The organism is Kitasatospora sp. NPDC088861, assembly GCF_044750105.1.
GTDB lineage: Bacteria > Actinomycetota > Actinomycetes > Streptomycetales > Streptomycetaceae > Kitasatospora.
Genome location: NZ_JBIVJF010000005.1, coordinates 451,464 through 472,031 on the forward strand (window position 1 = coordinate 451,464; position 20,568 = coordinate 472,031).

16 protein-coding genes and 3 pseudogenes are annotated in these 20,568 nt (G+C 74.3%); 13 read left to right on the top strand and 6 right to left on the bottom strand.

Annotated elements, in window-relative coordinates; all coding sequences use genetic code 11:
• Positions 1–96: 96 nt before the first annotated feature.
• Positions 97–339: pseudogene (locus tag ACIP37_RS13240) on the bottom strand (alpha/beta fold hydrolase); the annotation flags it as partial.
• A 239-nt stretch (positions 340–578) separates the two neighbouring features.
• Between ACIP37_RS13240 and ACIP37_RS13245 the strand changes: the two are divergent.
• Positions 579–728: pseudogene (locus ACIP37_RS13245) on the top strand (SAM-dependent methyltransferase); the annotation flags it as partial.
• Positions 729–803: 75 nt separating this feature from the next.
• Here the strand turns inward: ACIP37_RS13245 and ACIP37_RS13250 are convergent.
• The gene (locus ACIP37_RS13250; RefSeq protein WP_363617083.1) at positions 804–2,405 is read right to left on the bottom strand and encodes an ABC-F family ATP-binding cassette domain-containing protein; all 1,602 of its coding nucleotides are present in this window, start codon (positions 2,403–2,405) and stop codon (positions 804–806) included.
• A 230-nt stretch (positions 2,406–2,635) separates the two neighbouring features.
• Between ACIP37_RS13250 and ACIP37_RS13255 the strand changes: the two genes are divergently transcribed.
• Positions 2,636–3,559: a RimK family alpha-L-glutamate ligase gene (locus ACIP37_RS13255; protein WP_371522370.1), complete on the top strand. Its 924-nt coding sequence runs from the start codon at positions 2,636–2,638 to the stop codon at positions 3,557–3,559.
• Between the two features lie 96 nt (positions 3,560–3,655).
• Here the strand turns inward: ACIP37_RS13255 and ACIP37_RS13260 are convergent, their stop codons facing one another.
• On the bottom strand, positions 3,656–4,993 hold the full coding sequence (locus ACIP37_RS13260; protein ID WP_400805738.1) for an FAD-dependent monooxygenase: 1,338 nt from the start codon (positions 4,991–4,993) through the stop codon (positions 3,656–3,658).
• Positions 4,994–5,451: 458 nt separating this feature from the next.
• On the opposite strand from ACIP37_RS13260, the gene ACIP37_RS13265 reads away from it, so the two are divergent.
• The 3 genes from ACIP37_RS13265 to ACIP37_RS13275 all read left to right on the top strand — a co-directional run bounded on the left by ACIP37_RS13265 (position 5,452) and on the right by ACIP37_RS13275 (position 9,892).
• Entirely contained in the window at positions 5,452–6,621 is a 1,170-nt protein-coding gene (locus ACIP37_RS13265) for a magnesium and cobalt transport protein CorA (RefSeq protein ID WP_363582673.1), read from the top strand.
• Between the two features lie 452 nt (positions 6,622–7,073).
• Entirely contained in the window at positions 7,074–7,895 is an 822-nt protein-coding gene (locus ACIP37_RS13270; RefSeq protein ID WP_363582675.1) for an SDR family NAD(P)-dependent oxidoreductase, read from the top strand.
• A 485-nt stretch (positions 7,896–8,380) separates the two neighbouring features.
• The gene (locus tag ACIP37_RS13275) at positions 8,381–9,892 is read left to right on the top strand and encodes a hypothetical protein (RefSeq protein ID WP_400805736.1); all 1,512 of its coding nucleotides are present in this window, start codon (positions 8,381–8,383) and stop codon (positions 9,890–9,892) included.
• Positions 9,893–10,019: 127 nt separating this feature from the next.
• On the opposite strand, the gene ACIP37_RS13280 is transcribed toward ACIP37_RS13275, so the two are convergent.
• Entirely contained in the window at positions 10,020–10,376 is a 357-nt protein-coding gene (locus ACIP37_RS13280; RefSeq protein ID WP_363631319.1) for a hypothetical protein, read from the bottom strand.
• A 95-nt stretch (positions 10,377–10,471) separates the two neighbouring features.
• Between ACIP37_RS13280 and ACIP37_RS13285 the strand changes: the two genes are divergently transcribed.
• From ACIP37_RS13285 to ACIP37_RS13300, 4 genes are all read left to right on the top strand, one after another.
• Complete coding sequence (locus tag ACIP37_RS13285; protein WP_063350727.1) at positions 10,472–11,068, top strand: helix-turn-helix domain-containing protein; 597 nt, start codon at positions 10,472–10,474, stop codon at positions 11,066–11,068.
• Positions 11,069–11,136: 68 nt separating this feature from the next.
• On the top strand, positions 11,137–12,141 hold the full coding sequence (gene lepB, locus ACIP37_RS13290; RefSeq protein WP_400805734.1) for a signal peptidase I: 1,005 nt from the start codon (positions 11,137–11,139) through the stop codon (positions 12,139–12,141).
• A gap of 138 nt (positions 12,142–12,279) precedes the next feature.
• Positions 12,280–12,528, top strand: a complete 249-nt coding sequence (locus ACIP37_RS13295; protein ID WP_363631316.1) for a hypothetical protein — start codon at positions 12,280–12,282, stop codon at positions 12,526–12,528.
• A gap of 258 nt (positions 12,529–12,786) precedes the next feature.
• Positions 12,787–13,446 carry a double zinc ribbon domain-containing protein gene (locus ACIP37_RS13300; protein ID WP_363582685.1) on the top strand — a complete coding sequence of 220 codons (660 nt, stop codon included), beginning with the start codon at positions 12,787–12,789 and terminating at the stop codon, positions 13,444–13,446.
• A 116-nt stretch (positions 13,447–13,562) separates the two neighbouring features.
• Here the strand turns inward: ACIP37_RS13300 and ACIP37_RS13305 are convergent, their stop codons facing one another.
• On the bottom strand, positions 13,563–15,074 hold the full coding sequence (locus ACIP37_RS13305) for an LCP family protein (protein WP_400805732.1): 1,512 nt from the start codon (positions 15,072–15,074) through the stop codon (positions 13,563–13,565).
• A gap of 483 nt (positions 15,075–15,557) precedes the next feature.
• Between ACIP37_RS13305 and ACIP37_RS13310 the strand changes: the two genes are divergently transcribed.
• The 4 genes from ACIP37_RS13310 to ACIP37_RS13325 all read left to right on the top strand — a co-directional run bounded on the left by ACIP37_RS13310 (position 15,558) and on the right by ACIP37_RS13325 (position 19,745).
• Positions 15,558–15,935 carry a hypothetical protein gene (locus tag ACIP37_RS13310; RefSeq protein WP_363582687.1) on the top strand — a complete coding sequence of 126 codons (378 nt, stop codon included), beginning with the start codon at positions 15,558–15,560 and terminating at the stop codon, positions 15,933–15,935.
• Between the two features lie 100 nt (positions 15,936–16,035).
• Positions 16,036–17,316, top strand: coding sequence for a trans-sulfuration enzyme family protein (locus ACIP37_RS13315; protein WP_400805730.1), 1,281 nt, complete (start codon positions 16,036–16,038; stop codon positions 17,314–17,316).
• Positions 17,317–17,440: 124 nt separating this feature from the next.
• Positions 17,441–18,292, top strand: a complete 852-nt coding sequence (locus tag ACIP37_RS13320) for an SDR family NAD(P)-dependent oxidoreductase (protein WP_400805728.1) — start codon at positions 17,441–17,443, stop codon at positions 18,290–18,292.
• Between the two features lie 244 nt (positions 18,293–18,536).
• Positions 18,537–19,745: an ROK family protein gene (locus ACIP37_RS13325; protein WP_400805726.1), complete on the top strand. Its 1,209-nt coding sequence runs from the start codon at positions 18,537–18,539 to the stop codon at positions 19,743–19,745.
• A gap of 78 nt (positions 19,746–19,823) precedes the next feature.
• Here ACIP37_RS13325 and ACIP37_RS13330 read toward each other — a convergent pair.
• Positions 19,824–20,471 (bottom strand): annotated as a pseudogene (locus tag ACIP37_RS13330) (S1 family peptidase); the annotation flags it as partial.
• Positions 20,472–20,568: the final 97 nt, after the last annotated feature.

Consider the following 20,568-nt stretch of genomic DNA (forward strand, 5'->3'; position numbering starts at 1 on the left):
CGTCCGGACCCGACCCGACCCGACCGGGCCGGGTCCGGACGCACCGCACCACGACGCTCCGCACCAGCAGGCCGGCCGGCCCGGGGATGCCCCCGGGCCGGCCGCCTCGACGTACTCGGCGGACGGCAGTGCCCGGCGGAAGGGCCGTCCGGTGTTGTCGACGGGCAGGATGCGGTCGCCGGTGCCGTGCAGGATCGGGACCGGTACGTCGATGCGTGCGATGTCGGCGCGGAAGTCTGTGTACCAGGTGGAAGGTGCGGCGGAGACGACGTAGGAGCCCCCGGCGGCCGCGGTGTTCCAGCTGTTGCGGACGGCCTCCTCGCTTGGCCTTGTCCTGAGTGGCGAAGCCGGATTCCTCCGTCTGGCGTCCTGCCGCGTTGCGGTACCTGATCTTGTACTCGTGCGGGTACTTGCTCCAGCGGGACTCGGGGTGCTCGCACTCCTTGCAGAAGCTGCCCATGCCGCGGGTGAGGCCTGTGGTCGCGATGGTGGTTGGAACCTCCGGGAGTCTTGCTGACCTTTTGCTGACTCCGGATGGTCGATCATGCCCCTGAGCTGGGCGGAAACGTCAGTCCCGCCATATCCTGCGGAAGGTGATCTGGATGGTTCCGGGCTTCACCGTGGCGGCCTACCGGGACCGGCTGCGCGAACTGGACGCCCTGATCCGGGCGGAGGGGCCGTTCGTCGCCCACTCCGCGCGCTTCCTGATCGAGGCGCGCAGGCCGTAGGGCGGTTCAGGCCCGGCCGCGCCCCGCCGGGGAGACCGGCGGGGCGCGGCCGGGCTGGCGGGCGGGCGGCGCCGCTCACGCCAGGGCGACCAGTTCCAGGTAGGAGTCGTGCCACAGGTCCTCGTCGCCGTCGGGGAGGAGCAGGACGCGGTCGGGCCGCAGGGCCTCGATGGCACCCGGGTCGTGGGTGACCATCACGATCGCGCCCGGGTAGGTGCCGACCGCCGCCAGCACCTCCGCCCGGGAGGCCGGGTCGAGGTTGTTGGTGGGCTCGTCGAGCAGCAGGACGTTGGCGCCGGAGTGGACCAGGCCGGCCAGCGCCAGCCGGGTCTTCTCACCGCCCGAAAGGACCCCGGCCGACTTGTCGGCGTCGTCGCCGCGGAACAGGAACGCGCCGAGGACGTGCCGCAGTTCGCCGTCGCTCAGGTGGGGCGCGGCCTGGGCGAGGTTGTCGCGGACGCTGCGCGCCGGGTCGAGGGTGTCGTGCTCCTGCGCGAAGTAGCCGAGCCGCAGGCCCGGGCCGGTCACCACCCGCCCGGTGTCGGGGCTCTCGTGGCCGGCCAGGACGCGCAGCAGGGTGGTCTTGCCGGCCCCGTTCAGGCCGAGCACGACCATCCGGCTGCCCCGGTCGACGGCCAGGTCGAGGCCGGTGAGCACCGGGCGGCCGGCGTAGGCCTTGGCGAGGCTGATCGCGCCGAGCGGCATCCGGCCGCAGGGGGCGGGTTCGGGCAGCCGGATCCGGGCCGTCCGTTCGGCCTGCCGGGCGGGTTCGAGGTCGGCGAGCATCCGGTCGGCGCGGCGGGCCATGCTGCGGGCGCTGGTGGCGGTGGCGACGTTGGCCCGCATCCGGTCGGCCTGGGCGTGCAGGGCGGCGGCCTTGCGTTCGGCGTTGGCCCGTTCCCTGGTGCGACGGCGCTCGTCGGCGGCGCGCTGGTCGAGGTAGGCCCGCCAGCCGGTGTTGTGGACGTCGATCGCGGCGCGCTGCGGGTCGAGGTGGAAGACCCGGTTGACGGTGTCGGCGAGCAGGCCGAGGTCGTGGCTGATCAGGACCAGCCCGCCCTGGTGGGACGCGAGGAAGCCGCGCAGCCAGGCGACGGAGTCGGCGTCGAGGTGGTTGGTGGGTTCGTCGAGCAGCAGGGTGCCGTGGTCGGCGAAGAGGATCCTGGCCAGCTCGACCCGGCGGCGCTGGCCGCCGGAGAGGGTGCCGACCGGGGTGTCCATGACCCGGGCGGGCAGCCCGAGGCCGGCTGCGACCCGGGCGGCCTCGGCCTCGGCCGCGTAGCCGCCCCGGGACTGGAACTCGGCCTCGGCGCGAACGTAGACGTCCATCGCCCGGCGCTGGTCGTGCGGTCCGTCGGCCTGCGCCATCGCCTCCTCGGCGGCGCGCAGCGCGCGGACGGCGGTGGCCAGGCCGCGGGCGGACAGGATGCGGTCGGTGACGGTGGCGGACGGGTCGGCGGCGCGGGAGTCCTGCGGGAGGTAGCCGACAGGGCCGGTGCGGGTGACCGTCCCGGCGGCGGGCGGCAGCTGTCCGGCGAGGGTGGCGAGCAGGGTGGTCTTGCCGGCGCCGTTGCGGCCGACCAGGCCGATCCGGTCGCCGGGGGCGATGTGGACGGTGATGTCGGACAGCAGGAGGCGGGCGCCGACGCGCAGGTCGACACCACGGGTGGTGATCATGGGATAACGCTCCGAAACAGCGAACGGACACACGGGTGGTGTGGAGGCGGGTCCGTCGGCTAGGAAATTCGGGGCGTAGACATGCGGCCAGGGTAGCGGGGCGGGTGGAGCGTCCGCACCCGAATTACCGGGGGAGCGCACCGCGTCCGCGCGGGTTTCGGCCAGTGGGGCGGGTGTTGGCTCGTGGGGCCCCCTTGTCGGGGCGCGGACCCCGCGCTTCCATGACCCGCATGGGTCGACGTGAGCTCGTTCTCCTGACTGATCACAGTTCGACCGAAGGAAGCCGGGACGTCCTCGTCGCCGCCGCCCGGGCCCTCACCGGCCGGGCGCCCGTGCTGCTCGACGCCCGGCACTTCATGACCGGCGGGGGCGGCCGGATCCGCCCCGACGACGAGGGCGGGCTGCGCCTGGAGGCGGACGGCCGCAGCGTGGCGGCCGACGCCGTCGTGGTCTACGAGATCCCGCCGCACCGGCGGCGCGACTTCGCGCCCTTCCAGCGGCTGCTGGGCGCGCACGGTGCCCGCTCACTCGGAACCGATGTGCAGGCCTGGCGGGCGGCCACCGAGAAGGACCTCACGGTGGCCCGCTTCACCCGCGACGGCGTCGCGCACATGCCGACCGTCTCGCTGTCCCGGCCGAGCCCGCGGGCCGCCGCCGAGGCCTTCGACCGGCTCGGCGGCGACGTCTGGGCCCGGCCCTGCGTCGGGATGGGCGGCGACGACGTCTTCCACGTCACCACCCACGCCCAACTCGCCTCCGCCGCACGGCACTACGAGCACGACGGGGCGGACTGGCTGATCGCCCGGGACGCCCGCAACTTCACCCCGGACGGCCGCCGGCACCAGTACCGGGTGGTGGTGCTCGACGGCCGGGTGGTCCGGGTCGTCGAACACGTGCAGGCGGATCCGGACGCCCCCTGCAACGAGAGCCGCGGCGCCGTCTCCGCCCCGCTCGCCGCCGCCGAACTGCCCCGGGGGCTCGCGGACCTGGCGATCCGCGCGGTCGCCTGCCTCGGCCTGCCGCTGGCCGGTGTCGACCTCGCCGCCGAGAGCGGCGGCGTGGTCTTCGAGGTCAACGTCCACCCGGCGTTCGGCCGCGGCGCCCTGGAGCAGGTCGCCGTGCCGTACGTGGCCGCGCACCTGGAGCCCGTCTGACGGTTCCGGCGGGGCGCACGGCGGGCCGGGCGCGCCCCTGGTCGGCAGCTGTGCGGAGCAGGCCGGCTCTCCTCACCCGAGGGCGCCCCCGGCCGGTCAGCTCCGCAGGATGGCGGCGAGGAGCGACGGGCGGAACAGCAGCGTCGGCGGGGCGACCAGCGACATCACCTCGTGGAACGCGGCGGTGACCGCCGGGTCGTGGGCGGCGCCGGCCAGCACCTTGTCGAGGAAGCGGTGCTGGAACGCGAGGAGGGCGCCGGAGGGGCCGCCGGTGGTGGCGGCGAAGCGGACGTCCTCGGTGCAGGACATCACCCACGGGTTCTTGGAGACGGCCGCGATCGCACGCCGGGCGTCCCGGGCCGTGGCGTGGCCGATGCCGCCGTGGCGCAGGGCGGTGCGGCGCAGCTCCCGAGCGCAGAACAGGGCGACGGTGACACCCTGCCCGTACACCGGGTTGAAGGTGCTGGCGGCGTCGCCGACCACCACCAGGCCGTCCGGGGCGCTGCGTTCGTAGTGTCGCCGGATGCCGGGGCCGGGGACGAAGCCGCGCACCTCGCCGGCCGGCTCGGCCTGCTGGAGCGCCTCGCGGATGCTCGGGTCGCGCAGCCGGGCCAGTTGCTTGGTGAACCCGGCTTCGCCGGGCTCGGGTTCGGCGCCGCGCATGCCGGCGACGCTGACGATCCAGCGGTCGCCCTCGACCGGCAGCAGTACGCCCAGGTGGGGCGCGTCGGGGGCCTTGGTCTGCAGGTATATCGCCTTGTAGCCGATGTCGACGCCGGCCGGGCGGTGGAACAGCCGGGAGGAGTACGCGACGCCCGCGTCCACCCGCTCCTCGGGCACCGGCGGGTGGCCCAGCTCCGCCAGCCAGTCCGGCACCGAGGTCGTGCGGCCGGCCGCGTCCACCACCAACTCGGCCGGGATCTCCCGGACTTCGCCGCGCTCTGGCCCGCGGTCGCGGACCTTGACGCCGGTCACCGTGCGGGCCGACCCGAGCAGGCCGACCACGTCGGTGCCTTCCAGGAACTCGATCGTGGGATCGGCGCGGACCCGGTCCACCACCGCCTTGTCCAGCACCGGCCGGGTGCAGGAGAGGAAGGCGAGCTGCGCCGGGTACTGCGCCATCCACCCCGCCGAGCTGAGCCACTTCAGATCGCCCGAGACGGCGACCCTCATCGCGCCCGCCTCCGTGAGCTCCTTCTTGATGCCGGGCATCATCTCCTCCAGCGCCCGGTGCCCGGCCTCCAGCACCAGGTGCGCGTGTCGGCCCTGCGGCACCCCGGCCCGGAACGCGGGCTCCGCCGGGTAGCGGTCCCGCTCCACCACCACGATCCGCTCGGCGAACCCGCGCAGGGCCCAGGCCGCCACCGTGCCGGCCAGTCCGCCGCCGATCACCACCGCCGTGCCCCGCCCGGGGGCCGTTTCCGAAGAAGTCATGACACGTAGCGTAGTCGGGCGGTGGCGGCCCCGTAGTCGCATCGGCGGGACGAACGGGCAGGGTGCGAGCGGCCGTTGGAGCCCGAACGCGCCGGGCGCACGACCGGCCCGGAGCGTTGCCGCGCGGGCCCCCGGGGGCGGGCGGTGGGAGGCACCCGGGAGCGGGTACTACACTCGGCGGGAGTTGTGCAGGCACCCCTTTCGGTGCGCGGGCGCGCGGAGCCGAGGAGGTGAGAGCCGTGGAGTGCAGTAGTCCGGGTCGAAGTCGGCCCCGCCCCCGGTTGTCCCGCACCATTCGCGGCACCCGGCGTTCCTCCTCCCGTACGGCTCCCGCGCGGCGCTGACCTCGTCCTCGACGAGGTGCCGCCGGTCGCGCCGTGCGCGTGGTGGCCGGCCGGGCGCCTCCGGCCCGCTGTCCCCGGACGGCGGCCCGGGCACCCACCGTGGAGGTATCCGCCATGTCCGACTGGCGTGTGCGCGCCGTGCGCGCGAGCAAGCGTCCGTTCTCCCGCCCCGTCGGGGGCTCCGGCCCCGTCGACACGCAGCCGGCGCCGGAGCACTCGATGGATCCGCGGCCCGACCAGCCCGTCGAGCCGGTCACCCTGGAGCGCTCGGTGGTGGACGCGGCGGTCTACCGGGACGGGCGGCGGATCGACGCACCGGCGAACCTCGCCGACATCTACCGCGAACTGCCCGACCGGCCCGGCGCGATGGCCTGGATCGGCCTGTACCGCCCGGCCGAGGCGCAGCTGCTGGAGGCGGCGGACCGGTTCAACCTGCACGAACTGGCCGTCGAGGACGCCATCGTCGCCCACCAGCGGCCGAAGCTGGAGCGCTACGGCGACACGCTGTTCGTGGTGCTGCGTGCCGCGCGCTACCTGGACGAGGCGGAGGAGGTCGACTTCGGCGAGATCCACCTCTTCGTGGGCCCCGACTTCGTGCTCACCGTCCGCCATTCCCAGGCGCCGGACCTGTCCGCGGTGCGCCGCCGCCTGGAGACGGACCCGGACCTGCTCGCGCTCGGCCCGGAGGCGGTGCTGTACGCGGTGCTGGACGCCGTGGTGGACGGTTACGCGCCGGTGATCGCCGGGCTCCAGCACGACATCGACGAGATCGAGACGGAGGTGTTCGGCGGCGACCCGCAGGTCTCCCGGCGCATCTACGAGCTGTCCCGCGAGGTGATCGAGCTCCAGCGGGCGACCCGGCCGCTGCTGGAGATCATGAGGAGCCTGGAGGCGGGCTTCGGCAAGTACGGCACCGACGACGAGCTGCAGCGCTACCTGCGCGACGTCGCCGACCACGCCACCTACGCCGCCGAGCGGGTGGACGGCTTCCGGCAGATGCTGCAGAACATCCTGACCGTGAACGCGACGCTGGTCTCGCAGCGGCAGAACGAGGAGATGAAGCAGCTCGCCGAGGCCGGGCACGTGCAGAACGACGAGATCAAGAAGATCTCCTCCTGGGCGGCGATCCTCTTCGCGCCGACGCTGATCGGCACCGTCTACGGGATGAACTTCGAGATCATGCCGGAGCTCAAGTGGGCGTTCGGCTACCCGTTCGCGATCGGGCTGATGGCGCTGGTCTGCACCGGTCTGTACGTGGTCTTCAAGCGCCGCAACTGGCTCTGACAGCGGGGCGGGGCGGGGCGCGGCACGGTCGGTTCGGGCGCGGCGCTCGCGACCGGCTCCGCCGTGCGCCGAAATCCGGTGCGGGTTGACCGGCGGCCGCAACCGGCGTCGGCCGCACGGCTGTTCGCCCGGCGTCAGGGATTCGTCAGGGCGGCGGCGCGGCGCTTGCCCCGGTCCGCGCCCGCCGGTTGGATGAGGAGCATGAACCGCCCGGCACGCCACCACGACCGCCCGCCGCATCCGCGGCCGCCGGTCCGCGTCGCCGCGGCCGCCATCGCCGTGCGCTGATCCGCGCCTCCCCGCCGGAGGGCACGGCACGTGCCGCGCCCCGCCCCGTCGCCCGATCGGCGCGGGGTGCGGGCGGGCGCGCGAGTTCCGCATCTCATCAGGTCTTTTGAGCCCGCACCCCGGCCCGGACAGGGCCGGCGGTGCCCCGCACCCTGGGAACGGTCATGTCCGAATCCGCCCTGTCCGCTCGTACCGCCCTCGTCACCGGCGCCTCCTCCGGCATCGGCTGGGAGACCGCCCGGCTGCTCGCCGGGCTGGGCGCCACCGTGCTGGTGCACGCCCGGACCACCCCGGAGGCCGAGGCGGCCGTCGCCCGGCTGGTCGACGCCGGCGCCCGCCGGGACCAACTCGTCGAGCTGGCCGCCGACTTCACCCGCCTCTCGGAGGTCGCGGTGCTGGCCGGTACGGTCGTCAAGCACTACCCGGCGCTGGACCTGCTGGTCAACAACGCCGCCGCGATGGCGCCCGAGCGCTGCACGCTGACCGACGACGGCAACGAGGTCTCGCTGCAGGTCAACTTCCTGGCCGCGCACCTGCTGGCCAGGCTGCTGCGGGCGCCGCTCTCGGCATCCGGCGACGCCCGGATCGTCAACGTCTCGTCCTCGCTGCACCGGACGGCTTCGATGAACTGGTCGGACCCGCACCGGGTGAAGAGGTACTCGCGGGTGGCCGCGTATGCGCAGTCGCAGCTCGCGCTCACCATGGCGACCGCCGACATGGCCCCGGCCGGCTCCGGCATCACCGCCGTCAGCCTCAACCCGGGCCTGTGCGACACGGCGCTGCTGCCGCTGTACGGGCGGGCCGGCGCGCCGGCGGCGGAGGGTGCGGCGGCCGTCGTCCGGCTCTGCCTGCCGGACGTCGCGGTCGCCAACGGCGCCTACTACGACGGCGGTTCGGTGGCGCCGGTGGCGCAGGCCGCCCAGGAGGAGCGCTCGCTGAAGCGCCTGGTCAAGCTGGCAGACCAGTTGGTCGGCCAGGCCGCTTGAAGCCCTTCCCCGGAATCGGAGAGCACGCGATGTCCAAGCGCGCCCGCAAGAAGAGGGCCCGGCGGAAGAACACGGCGAACCGCGGCCGCCGGGCCGGGCAGGGCTGACCCGCCCACCACCGCGGGCCACCACCCATCACCACTCACCACTCACCACTCACCACTCACCACCGCCGAGAACCACCGCGAACCGGCGGACACCGCCGGGCGCCGGGGACGGTCGCTAAGGATGCGTCAAGAACGGCGCCCGGCGGCGTCAAGGAGCCGTCAGGGGGCGGCTTCCCGCAGGTGGCGCGGCACTAGCGTCGCCCGGCGGAGAGAAACGGTTCTGCTCCGGTTTCAGCAGGAAACCCCGGCGGACCGTGCAGCGGGGGAGAGGAACGTGCGGCCATGACCACCTCGGCAGCGGGCACGACGGCCACCACGGGGGAGGCGGCCCCGGGGACGGAAACCGGTCCGGCGGGGGAACCGGCCCCAGCCGGACCATTGGCCAGGACAACGGCCACAACAACGGCCCGGACATCGGCCCGGACAGCGATTCGGACAACGGCCGCCCCGAGCGCCCTGGCCCGGCTCCGGCACGGCGCACGGACGGTCGGCGGCCGCGCCTACTGGACCACTCCGCGCCTGGTCCGAGGCCTCACTACGCTCAGCCTGGCCGCCCTGATAGGCCTCGGCGCGGCCGCCACCACCGTCCTCGGCGGGGCCCGCGACGGCACCGACACCATCGGCCACCGGGCCGCCCCGCAGGCCACCCGCGCCGCCGACCTCTACTTCGCGCTCAGCGACATGGACGCCCAGGCCGCCAACCTGCTGCTGGTCGGCGCCGACCCCGACTACACGGCGCTGCGCAAGCAGACCCTCGACACCTACGAGCAGCGCCGTGCGCAGGCCGACGGCGACCTCCAGCAGGCCGCCCAGGCCGCCGCCGCCGACCCGGCCGGCCAGAGCGCCGTCCAGCAGGTGCTCGGCCGGCTCGGCAGCTACGAGGCCCTGGTGGCCCGCGCCCAGCTGCTGGAGGAGCAGGCCAAGGCCTCGGCCGGCCAGCCCTCGCCCGCCGCCCTGGACGCCTACCGCCAGGCCACCGACCTGCTGCGCCAACAGCTGCTGCCCGCCGCCGACCAGGTCACCGCCGCCAACGAGGCCACCGTCGAGCAGGTCTACACCGAGCGCCGCGACGCCCTCGGCAGCGGCTGGTGGTGGCTGCTCGCGGTCGGCCTGCTCGCACTCGCCGCGCTGCTCGGGCTCCAGCGCGTCCTGGCGGTGCGCTACCACCGCGTCGTCAACCCGGCGCTGGCCGCAGTCACGCTGCTCACCGGCGTCGTGCTGGCGATCGGCCTGCACCTGGTCAGCCGCGCCGACGACCACCTGGTGACCGCCAAGAGCAACGCCTACGACTCGGTGATCGCGCTCAGCCGCGCCCGTGCCGTCGCCTTCGACCTGAACGCCGACGAGAGCCGCTACCTCACCGACCCGTCCCGCGCGGCCGCCTACGAGCAGAGCTTCCTCGACAAGACCCAGGCGATCGCCCGCCTGGACGGCGCCACCCTCGCCGACTACAACGCCCAACTGGCGGCCGCCGCCGCCCGGCACCGCGCCGACCACGCGGCCGTCCCCTTCGGCGGCTACCTCGGCACCGAACTGCACAACATCACCTTCCCCGGCGAGCAGGACGCCGCAGAGCGGGTGCTGGCCGCCTTCCAGCAGTACCAGCAGGACGACCGGAAGATCCGCGCGCTGCGCGACGAGGGCCGGCTCAAGGAGGCGGTGACGCTCAACACCGGTCTCTCCCAGGGGCAGTCCAACTACGACTTCGACCAGCTGAGCACGGCCATCGGGGACACCATCGCGGTCAACGCCATGGCGATGGACTCGGCGGTCGCCGCGACCGACGGCGACCTCGACGCCAGCACGGCGGCCCTGGCCGCGGGGGCGCTGGCGGCGGCGCTCGCCCTCACCGCGCTGGGCGTCCGGCCGCGCCTGCGCGAGTACCGGTAGCCGCCGGCACCGACTCCGCGGCGGGGCCCGGTAGCGACGCACACCGCCACCGGGCCCCGCCGCGGGGCAGCCGGTCATGCCCCGGGCGGGCGTCGGCGGAGCCCCGGCGGGCTCCGGTGCCCCGGTCTCAGCCGGCGGCGAGCCGGTCGTACTCGGCGTCCGGGTCCAGCTGGCGCCGGTACTCGGCGTGCAGCCGGACGTCGCCCTCCGGCCCGGCCAGACGGGCGAGCGGGCCCCGGACGCCCGGGAGCGGCCGGGCGCGCGGCCACTGCTGGGCGAGTACGGCGAGCGGGGTGCCGTCGCCGGAGCGCAGGATCCAGCTGGCGCGGCCGCCGCCGATCAGGGGCAGGTACGGCCGGGGGAGTCCGAGGGCGGCGAGCGCCTCCGGCAGGTCGAGGCCGTCGGGTAGGGCGAGCGCCGCGGCGTGCGGGGCGTCGGCGTCGTCGCCGGCCGCGACGCTGTCCCGGGTGAGGTGGATGCGCATGGCCGGACAGCATAGGGCGCGCCGACGGGCCCGCGCGCCCGTGCACCGGTGTGCCGGTTTGACAAACACCCTTGCCGTCCCGGCGAATGGCAGGCATGGCCGACGAAGACTTCGAGAACGTCCTCACCACGGTGGGCCCCCGGCTGCGCGCCCTGCGACGCGAGCGCGGCACCACCCTCGCCAAACTGGCCGCCGCCACCGGGATCTCGCTCAGCACGCTGTCCCGGCTGGAGTCCGGGCAGCGCAAGCCGACCCTGGAACTGCTGCTGCCGCTGGCCCGGGAGTACCGGGTGCCGCTGGACGAACTGGTCGGCGCCCCGGCCACCGGTGACCCCCGGGTCCATCCCCGCCCGGTGACCAGGAACGGCCAGACCATCATCCCGCTCACCCGCCACCTCGGCGGTCTGCACGCCTTCAAGCAGATCATGCCGCCCGGCCGGGGCACCGAGCCCGAGTTGGAGCTGAAGGTGCACGAGGGCCACGAGTGGCTGTACGTCCTGTCCGGCCGGCTGCGGCTGGTGCTCGGTTCGCACGACCTGGTGCTGACGGCTGGTGAGGCCGCCGAGTTCGACACCCGGACCCCGCACGCCTTCGGCAACGCCGGGCCGCAGCCGGTGGAGTTCCTCAGTCTGTTCGGTCCTCAGGGTGAGCGGATCCATGTCAGGGCGCGCCCGGGAACCTCCGTTCGGTAGGTTCGTTCCCTGACAGCGGGGGTTTTCCGTTCCGGTCTCCCGCCAGGCCGTCGGGAGGGGCCGAGAAGATGAGCGTCCAGCAGAGCACGGAGTCCGGCGAGAGCGGTGGAACCGGGGAGCGCGGTGCGGTGGGTGCGCCCGAAGTCCCGGGCGCGGCGGGGGCCTTCGGGGCCTCCGGCGGCGGATCCGGCCGGGCCGGCGGTGGTTCCGGCGGCGGCGACGGCAGCGGCGGCAGCGGTCCGACCGGTGGGGCCGACGGGACCGGCGGTGCGGAGCCGGACGCCAAGAGCGGGCGGAAGAAGCGCCCGTTCTGGCAGGAGCTCCCGATTCTGCTGGTGATCGCCCTGCTGCTCTCGCTCGGCATCAAGACCTTCTTCGTCCAGGCCTTCTCGATCCCCTCCGGTTCGATGGAGCAGACCCTGGCGATCGGCGACCGGGTGCTGGTCGACAAGTTGACGCCGTGGTTCGGTGCCGAGCCCGAGCGTGGCGAGGTGGTGGTCTTCCGTGATCCGGGCGGCTGGCTGGAGAGCGTGCCGACGCACGCGGACGGCTCGGTCATGAGCTCGGTCCAGAAGGTGCTGAGCACCGTCGGCCTGATGCCTTCGGCGGACGAGAAGGACCTGATCAAGCGGGTGATCGCGGTCGGCGGGGACACCGTCGAGTGCAAGGCGGGAAGCCCGCTGAAGGTGAACGGCGTCGCGCTGGACGAGCCGTACCTGTTCCCCGGCTCGGCGCCCTGCGACCAGGACCCGGTGGGCATCGTCACCGTCCCCAAGGGCAAGCTCTGGGTGATGGGCGACCACCGCAACAACTCGCGGGACTCCCGCCCGCACCACAACGAGACCGGTGACGGCTTCGTGCCGGTGGGGAACGTGATCGGCCGGGCGTTCGTCGTCGCGTGGCCGCTCACGGACTGGTCCACCCTGCCCGTCCCGGACACCTTCGGCAAGGTGCCGGCGGGCGCGGCCGCGCCGGTGCAGGCGCCGTCGGCGCCGGACGCGCTCGGGCTGGCCGCCGTCGTGCCGTTCGCCCTGTGGCGCCGCCGCCGTGGCGCGCGCCGGAGCCGCCGCTGAGTCGGGTGAGGGCTTCGGCGGAACTCCTCCCGCCCTTCTCTACACGCCTGTAGAGTTTCCGGGGTGAGCTGCACGCCTGGTCGCGTGGCCGCCCGACCGGGGAGGCCGCGCGCCGGGGCCGGGTCGGGAGGCGGAACCGTGGTGGAGAGTCGGCGCAGTCCTGTGGCCGTCGGGGAACCGGCGGACCCGGACGTCCAGTGGGTGTACCAGCCGGTCGAGGTGGACCTCGGCGACGGCGCCTGGGCGTCCGGGCGGATCAGCGGCTGGTGGCAGGACTCCGCCGGGCAGCGGTGGTGCCGGTTGCGGGTGAGTCGCAGCGGGCGGCCGGCGGGCTGGGAGCGGTTCGATCCGGCGCGGGTCCTGCTGCTGCCGGTCGCCGGGCTCTGAAGAGACGTCGGCCGGTTTCGACGAGACCGGTTCCGATCGGACCGGAACCGGCCTGATCGGTACCGGCATGATCGGAACCGGACCGGTGGGCCCGGACGTCCCTCGGTGCGGCGATCACGAGGCGTTGTCCATAAGAGATTCACAAAATATGACGGCATGTGCGATTCTGTGCAGCGCCCCCGTGACCCGCCCCATCCGTGTCGGCACCTTGGGGGGCCCGGGGACTGCCGACATGCCACTTCATCGACCGGGGACGACGTGAGTTCCGAGATCTACTTCAGCAGCAACTACCGCGACCTGTGCGAGCAGCACGGCACCGGCGCGGGCTTCCAGTTCGAGTTCTCCTGCTACCGCTGCTCCGACACCTGGCGCTCGTCGTTCGAGGCGTTCACCACCGGTCAGGTGGCGGGCTGGATCGGCAAGGGCGTCAGCGCCGCCTGGAACCTCATCGGCGGCAACGCCAACACCATCAGCAACGCCGCCGACGGCCTGGCCGGCCACACCTGGGGCAACGCGCGCGACGCCGCCTTCCAGCGCGCGATCACCAACGCCCAGGTGCACTTCAACCGCTGCGCCCGCTGCACCCACTACGTCTGCGGCCGCTGCTTCGACCCGGGCCAGGGCCTGTGCCACAACTGCGCCCCGGACACGGCGGCCGAGGCGATGGCGGCGCAGCGGCGCGGCCTCAACGACATGGTGTCCGACCGCTCCTACCAGCAGGGCCAGCAGTCCGGCGCCGAGTTCGACGTGCGGACGCCGCGCCAGCTCGTCTGCCCGCAGTGCTCGGCGGAGACGCACGGCACGCCGTTCTGCCCGGGCTGCGGCCACCGGCTCGCCCAGCCGACCCAGTGCGGCCAGTGCCACCAGGACATCCCGGAGGGCGCCGCGTTCTGCCCGTCCTGCGGCACCAGGCGCTGACCCCGCAGGCCTCGTAGACCTCGCAGGCCCAGCACGCCCCGCGCACCTCGCGACGGCGGGGCGCCTCCGGATCGGGATCCGCAGGCGCCCCGCCGTCGTCGTGCGTCCCGTCCGGGTCAGCCGTACGACACGTTGGCGCACGGGTCGTCGTCGGCCGACCGGGCGGCGTTGGCGACGCTGCTGGGCACCGGGGCCGGAGCGGCCGGGGCGCCGGCCGACGCGGAGGCGGCCGGGTCGGCGGCACCGGCCGGATTGGCGGCGGCGAAGTCGTGGCCGAGCACCACGCTGACACCCTTGCCGCCGGCCTGGACGGTGGCACCCGGGAACAGCTTCGCGACCGCGTCGGCCGCGGCGCGCTCGCCCGCGCCGTACTCGACGACCGTGGTGGAGCGCGGCTTGCCGGTCGCGTTGCCGACGCTGGTCACGGTGTAGCCGGCGCCCTTGACAGCCTCCGCGGCCTTGCCGCCGAGCCCGGTCGCGCCGGTGCCGTTGAGCACGGCGACCTTCACGTCGGCGGGCTTGGCCTCGCCGCCCTTGGCGTCTGGCACGGGGGTGGTGGCGGTGGGGCTGGGGGTGGCCTCGGCGGCGGGGGTACCCGGCGCGGCGGAGTCCGCGGCGGTGGCGCTGGCGTCCTGGCCGTCCAGGGTGCGGTCGGCCTTGAGCGCGGCCCAGAGCTGGTCCGCGTCGGGGTGGACGAGGGCGACTCGCGGGCCCTCGTAACGCCACGGCGCCGTCACGAACTTGACGTCGTGCAGGTTGACGTCCTTGAGCGACATGGCGAAGGAGAGGAGCTTGGCCGCCGAGCCGAGGTCGGGGTCGACGGTGAGCGACTTGGTCGCGGCGTCGGCGAGCGGCAGGAGGGTGGTCGGGTCCATGCCGCGGGACTTGACCTCCTTGATGAGCGAGGAGAGGAAGGCCTGCTGACGCTTGGTGCGGCCGATGTCGGAGCCGTCGCCGATGCCGTGCCGCACTCGGACGAAGTCGAGCGCGGACTGGCCCTCCACCTTCTGCTTGCCCTTGGGGAAGACCAGCTTGCCCTTCTTGCCCAGGTTCGGGTTGAGATCCCCCTCGTGGATGTCGTTCGGCAGGCAGACCTCGACGCCGCCGACCGCCTTGGTCATCGAGGCGAAGCCGTTGAAGTCCACCACGATGGTGTGGTCGACCCGCAGGTTGGTGAGCTTCTCGACGGCGTTCTGGGTGCAGGCCGGGTTGCCCTGGTCGCTGTCGCCCACCGAGAAGGCGCTGTTGAACATCACATTGGTCTGCTCCTTGGTCCACTTGCCGTTCGGGAGCTTGCACGGCGGGATGGTGACCAGGGAGTCGCGGGGGATGGAGATGCCGACGGCGTGCTTGTGGTCGGCGTAGACGTGCAGCAGGATCGCGGTGTCCGAGCGGGCGCCGCCGTCCCCGCCGCCGCCCAGGTCGCTGTTGCCGTTGCCGCGGCTGTCCGAGCCGATCAGCAGGACGTTGACCGGGGAGCGGCCCTGGGCGTCCGGGGCCGCGGCGGCCGGCCGGTCCTTGCTGAGGGCATCGCCGTCGAAGGTGGTGAGGTTGCTGTTCAGGCGGTAGTAGACGGCGCAGCCGCCGAGGACGAGGAGGGCGGTGCAGCCGGCCGTCACCCAGAGCACCTTCTCCTTGGTGCTGCGCTTGGCCTTCGGCTTCGCCCGGCTCGTGCGGCCCGCCTGACCGGCCCCGCCTGCTTGACCGGCCCCGCCCGCCTGACCGGCCCTGCGTGCCTGACCGGTCCGGCCGGCCTGGCCGCCGTCCGCCGGGCGGCCCTCCGCGGTGCGGCCGTCGGGTATGCGGCCGTCGGGTATGCGGCCCTCCGGCGAGCCGCCGGTTGCCCGGCGCGGCGATTTTCCGGCTCCGGGGGAACCCCTGCGACCAGACACGTCGTCATCCTCCACAGTTGCCACGAAACCCCCGTCGAACCGGCGGGCGTGCGTGACCGGGGCCGGAGCCGATCCGGGCAGGCCCGTCGCTAAACTTTTACACCGCTGTAGAAACTCAGTGGAGCATACTAGGCGCAGATGAGAAAACCACCTGGTCAGACCAGCGGATCCGGTCGGCCAGGCTCCTCCGCGCTGCTCAGAACCCGTACGAGGAGCACGATGACTCACCGGATCGCATGTTCGATAGCCGGCGCCCTGGTGGCACTGCTGGCCGCCGTCGGCCTCACCGCCGCGGCGTCGAGCGCGACGGCGACGGCCGCACCCCGGCCCGTCGCGGCCGCCGCCACCACCGTTTCCGTCACCGGCTCCGGCCCGGCCGCCCCGGCGGCGGGCCCGGCCGTCTCCGTCAGCACCCGGAGCGGTCAGACCGCGCCGGCCGCCCACCTCGCGGCCAAGGACGAGAAGAAGAAGTCGGGCTTCTTCGCCAAGCTCGGCAAGTTCCTGATCGTCGTGGTCATCCTGATCATCCTGTTCTTCGTGCTGCTGATCGTCGGCATCGTCTACGCCGCGAAGCGGATCTTCGGCCGCCGCAAGTGAGTCGCGGTGGCCCGCCCCGGAGCCGCAGCGGCACCGGGGCGGGCCACCCGGGCGCGATTGGCCCTGGGCGCGGCGTGCGACCGGCCCGACGATGGGCGGCATGAGCGACTACCTCGGCCACCGGGCCCCCGACGGACAGCAGGCTTCTGGCGGACAGCAGACCCCCGACGGACACCGGACCCCCGACGGACACTGGGCCCCCGGCGCGCTGCGCCCCGAGAGCCGGATCGTCCACCCGCCTCTCGCGGACATCACCGGCAGCCGCCCGATGGGCGTGCCACTGCACCAGAGCCACCTCTTCGCCTTCGACACCAGCGACGCGCTCACCCAGGCCTTCAGCGGCCCGGGCGGGGCCTTCTTCTACAACCGCTACGGCAACCCGACCGTCCGCTCGCTGGAGACGGCGGTGGCCGACCTCGAAGGCGGCGCCGGTGCGATCGCCACCGCCTCCGGCATGGGCGCGATCAACACCGTCCTGCTCGCCCTGCTGCGCTCCGGCGACCACGTGATCGCCCAGCGAAGCCTGTACGGCGGTACCTTCGCCGTGCTCGCCGACCTCGCCGAGCGCTGGGGGGTGGAGGTCACCCACGTCGGGGGCGACGACCCGGCCGAGGTCGAGGCGGCCCTGCGGCCCACCACCCGGCTGCTGCACCTGGAGACCATCTCCAACCCCACCACCAGGGTCACCGACCTGCCCGGGCTGATCGGCGTCGCCAAGCGGGCCGGGGTGGTCAGCGTCGTGGACAACACCTTCGCGACGCCGCTGCTCTGCCGGCCGATCGAGTACGGCGCGGACGTCGTCATCCACTCGGCCACCAAGTACCTCGGCGGCCACTCGGACGTCCTGGCCGGCGTCGCCGTTCTCGCGGACGCCGAACTGCACCGCAAGGTCTGGCACTACGCCATCGAACTCGGCGCCGCCGTCGACCCGTTCGCCGCCTGGCTGACCCTGCGCGGCCTCCAGACCCTCGCCCTGCGGGTCCGTCGGCACTGTGAGAGCGCCCTCGACCTGGCCGGTCGCCTCGCCGCCCACCCCGCGGTCGGGGCCGTCCACTACCCGGGCCTGCCCGGGCACCCCGACCACGACCTCGCCCGCCGGCTCCTGCCCGACGGCCACGGCGGCGTCCTGGCCTTCGACCTCGTCGGCGGCCGCGAGGCGGCCCGCACCTTCACCGAGTCCGTCCGCCTGGCCGCCCTCGCCCCCTCCCTCGGCGGCGTGCACACCCTCGTGCTCCACCCGGCCAGCACCTCCCACCGCCAGCTCGACGACGCCGAGTTGGCCGCCGCCGGGATCGGCCCGGGGACGGTGCGGGTGTCGGTGGGCATCGAGCACCCCGAGGACCTGTGGGCGGACGTGGAGGGTGCGCTGGCGAAGGTGTGACGGCCGCCCGACCGGCGCCGCCGGGCTGTCGACCGGTTGCGTGCGCGTGCACCTAAATGTATGGTGCGTGCGCACGCACACACTTTTCCCCGGAGAAGCCGGGGAGATCCGAGGAGAGACTTCCATGGACACCGACGCCGCCCCGATCGTCCTCATCACCGGCACCTCCTCCGGGATCGGCCTCGCCGCCGCCGTGGCCGCCGCCCGCGCCGGGTACGGCGTCGTCGCCACCATGCGCGACACCGGACGGGCCGAGGCCCTGTGGCGCACCGCCGCCGAGGCGGGCGTCGACGGGCGGATCGACGTCGAGCAGCTGGACGTCACCGATCCGGCCTCCGTCACCGCCTGCCTGGAGGCCGTCCTCGCCCGGCACGGCCGGCTCGACGCGGTGGTCAACAACGCGGGCGCCGGCCACGTCGGCACGATCGAGCAGGACGGGACGGCGCCGGTGCGGGCCGCCATGGAGGTGAACTTCTTCGGTGTGGTCGAGGTCACCCGGGCCGCACTGCCGCACCTGCGGGCCTCCGGCGGCCGGGTCGTCACCGTGACCAGCGTCGGCGGCGTGGTCGGACAGCCCTTCAACGAGGCGTACTGCGCCGCCAAGTTCGCCGTCGAGGGCTTCATGGAGTCGCTGGCGCCGGTCGCCGCCACCGTCGGCGTGCACGTCACCGTCGTCGAACCGGGCGCCGTCGCCAGCGAGTTCATCGGCAACCAGGCCATCGACCTGCCCGCGCTGACCGCCGCGGCCGGCCCGTACGCCCCCGCCCTGCGGGCCTATGTCGACCGCACGCAGAAGGCCTTCGCCCAGGCCCAGACCCCGGAGCAGGCGGCCGCCCCGATCGTCGCGGCCCTCACCGCCGAGCGGCCGCCGCTGCGGGTGCAGACCTCCGAGGCGGCCCGGGCCTTCGCCGGCACCAAGCTGGCCGACCTGGACGGCTCGGCGGTGCGGCGGATGACGGGCGGCTGGGTGGTCTGACGAGTCCGGCCCGGGTCTGACAGGTTCGACGGGCCCGACAGGTCCGACAGGTCCGACGGGCCTGGTGGTCCTGACGGGCCCGAGGATCGCGCTCGGGGCGGCGCGGGGCCGGCAGGCGGGGTGGGAACGGAATGATCACCGGTCATACTTGGGCGGCGGCACCCGACACCGGACGCCGCGGGCCGTGCCGGCACCACCCGGCGCAGCCCGCCCGCCAGCCTTCCCGCCCAGACCGGAGGAACCGATGAGCAGCCACCTGCCGACCCACCGCCCGGCGGCCGGGGCCCCGGCAGTGCCGTGGAACCGGCAGCGGCTGCGCAGCAACAACGAATGGCTGCTGCTCGAACTGCTGCGCACCGGCGGCGGCTCCTCGCGCGCCCAACTCGCCCGGGACACCGGCCTGTCCAAGCCCACCGTGTCCGCCGCCCTGGCCGCCCTGGAGCAGGCCGGGCTGGTCCGCGAGGCCGGTCGGCTGGCCCCCGAGCGCGGCCGCACCGCGGTGCTGTACGAGGTCGACCCGGCCGCCGGGCACGTGCTCGGCGTGGACATCGGGCGGGCCAGGCTGCGGGTCGCCGTCGCGGACCTCGCCGGGACGGTCGTCGCCCGCCGCGACGTGGCCAACCGGGGCCGCTCGGCGAACGCCGTCGCCGACGCCGTGGTCGCCGCCGCCCACGAGGCCATCGACGAGGCGGGCCTGGCCGCCGACGACATCGTGCACGCGGTGATCGGCACCCCGGGCGTGTGGGACGAGCAGCGGCGCGGCGTGCGCTACGCCACCAGCCTGCCCGGCTGGGGCCGGCCCGGTCTGTTCGACCGGATCGGGGAGGGCCTGGGCGTGGCCGTCACCGTCGCCAACGACGCCAACCTGGCCGCGCTCGGCGAGTACACCCTCGGCGCCGGCCGGGGCAGCCGGATGTTCGCCTACCTGCTGGTCGGCACCGGCCTGGGCGTCGGCGTGGTCAAGGACGGCGAACTGCTGCTCGGCGCACACGGCGCGCTGGGCGAGATCGGTCTGGTGCCGCTGCCCGCCCGCCCCGGTGAGCCTCCGGCGACCATCGAGCAGGAGGCCGCCGCGGACGCCGTGGTGCGCACCGCCCAGGACCTCGGGCTGGGCGGCGCGCCCACGGCCAAGCAGGTCTTCGAGCGGGCCCGGGCCGGCGACCCGGCGGCGGTCCGGGCCGTCGGCCATGAGGCCAGCCAACTCGCCTACGCCGTCGCCGTGTTGTCCGCCGTACTGGACCCGGACCTGGTGGTCCTCGGCGGCGGCATAGGCAACAGCGCGGACCTGCTCCTGGAACCGCTGGAGCAGGCCCTGCACCGGATCGCCCCGATGCGTCCGACGCTCGCGCCGAGCCTGCTGGGGGAGGAGGCGGTCCTCCTCGGCGCGGTCGCCACCGCCCTGGAGACCGCGCGCCCCGAGGTGTTCGAGCGCCGGACGGCGGGGCTGCCTTAGGTCCTGTCCTCACGGCGGCCCGTGGCTCGGCGAGCGGTTCGGCCGGCGGCTCGCCCGGGTGCCCGGCTGCTCAGCTGCTCAGCCGGCGGCCAGGGTGAGGCCGTAGGCGCTCAGGATCGGGTTGACGGGCTGGAAGTAGGTCTCGCCGCCCGAGGTGCAGTCGCCGGAGCCGCCGGAGGTGACGCCCTGCGCCTGGTTGCCGGAGATGAACGACCCGCCCGAGTCGCCGGGTTCGGCGCACACGCTGGTGCGGGTGACGCCGTAGACGCTGCCCTCCTGGTAGGTGACGGTGGCGTTGACCTCCTCGACGGTGCCGCAGTGCCAGCCCGTCGTGGAGCCGGAGCGGCAGACCGAGGACCCGACGGGCTGCTCGGTCGAGCCGGCGACCGTCACCGCGCCGCCCGCGTAGTCGTTCACCTGCGGCTGCGCCGTCCAGCCCGGGCCGGCCTGCACCCAGGAGTAGTCGTTGCCGGGGAAGGTCGAGCCCTGGAAGGTGCCGATCGAACTGCCGTCGGAGGCCGTCGCGTTGGAACCGGGCTGCCCGCAGTGTCCGGCGCTGACGAAGCCGGGCCGGCCGTTCTGGGTGACGGGGAATCCGATCGAACACCGGGCGGCGTTGTCGATGTAGTACGCGTCGCCGCCGTGCAGGTCGGCCAGCGGCCGGGGCGTGGCGGTGGCCCGCTCGACCCGGACCAGCGCGCGGTCCACCCCGGAGCGGCGCAGGAAGTCCTAGGTCCAATGCCGGTGACTTTAGGTTGCTCCTGGCTGGGTGATGGTGACTGTCGCCGGTTCTGGTTGCGGCCAGTTGCGGTGTTGGGAGCGT

Bases quoted from the DNA above. Each gene is read 5' to 3' on its own strand.
- ACIP37_RS13250 (WP_363617083.1), bottom strand. From the start codon at position 2,405: ATGATCACCACCCGTGGTGTCGACCTGCGCGTCGGCGCCCGCCTCCTG.
- ACIP37_RS13255 (WP_371522370.1), top strand. From the start codon at position 2,636: ATGGGTCGACGTGAGCTCGTTCTCCTGACTGATCACAGTTCGACCGAA.
- ACIP37_RS13260 (WP_400805738.1), bottom strand. From the start codon at position 4,993: ATGACTTCTTCGGAAACGGCCCCCGGGCGGGGCACGGCGGTGGTGATC.
- ACIP37_RS13265 (WP_363582673.1), top strand. From the start codon at position 5,452: ATGTCCGACTGGCGTGTGCGCGCCGTGCGCGCGAGCAAGCGTCCGTTC.
- ACIP37_RS13270 (WP_363582675.1), top strand. From the start codon at position 7,074: ATGTCCGAATCCGCCCTGTCCGCTCGTACCGCCCTCGTCACCGGCGCC.
- ACIP37_RS13280 (WP_363631319.1), bottom strand. From the start codon at position 10,376: ATGCGCATCCACCTCACCCGGGACAGCGTCGCGGCCGGCGACGACGCC.
- ACIP37_RS13285 (WP_063350727.1), top strand. From the start codon at position 10,472: ATGGCCGACGAAGACTTCGAGAACGTCCTCACCACGGTGGGCCCCCGG.
- lepB (WP_400805734.1), top strand. From the start codon at position 11,137: ATGAGCGTCCAGCAGAGCACGGAGTCCGGCGAGAGCGGTGGAACCGGG.
- ACIP37_RS13310 (WP_363582687.1), top strand. From the start codon at position 15,558: ATGACTCACCGGATCGCATGTTCGATAGCCGGCGCCCTGGTGGCACTG.
- ACIP37_RS13315 (WP_400805730.1), top strand. From the start codon at position 16,036: ATGAGCGACTACCTCGGCCACCGGGCCCCCGACGGACAGCAGGCTTCT.
- ACIP37_RS13320 (WP_400805728.1), top strand. From the start codon at position 17,441: ATGGACACCGACGCCGCCCCGATCGTCCTCATCACCGGCACCTCCTCC.
- ACIP37_RS13325 (WP_400805726.1), top strand. From the start codon at position 18,537: ATGAGCAGCCACCTGCCGACCCACCGCCCGGCGGCCGGGGCCCCGGCA.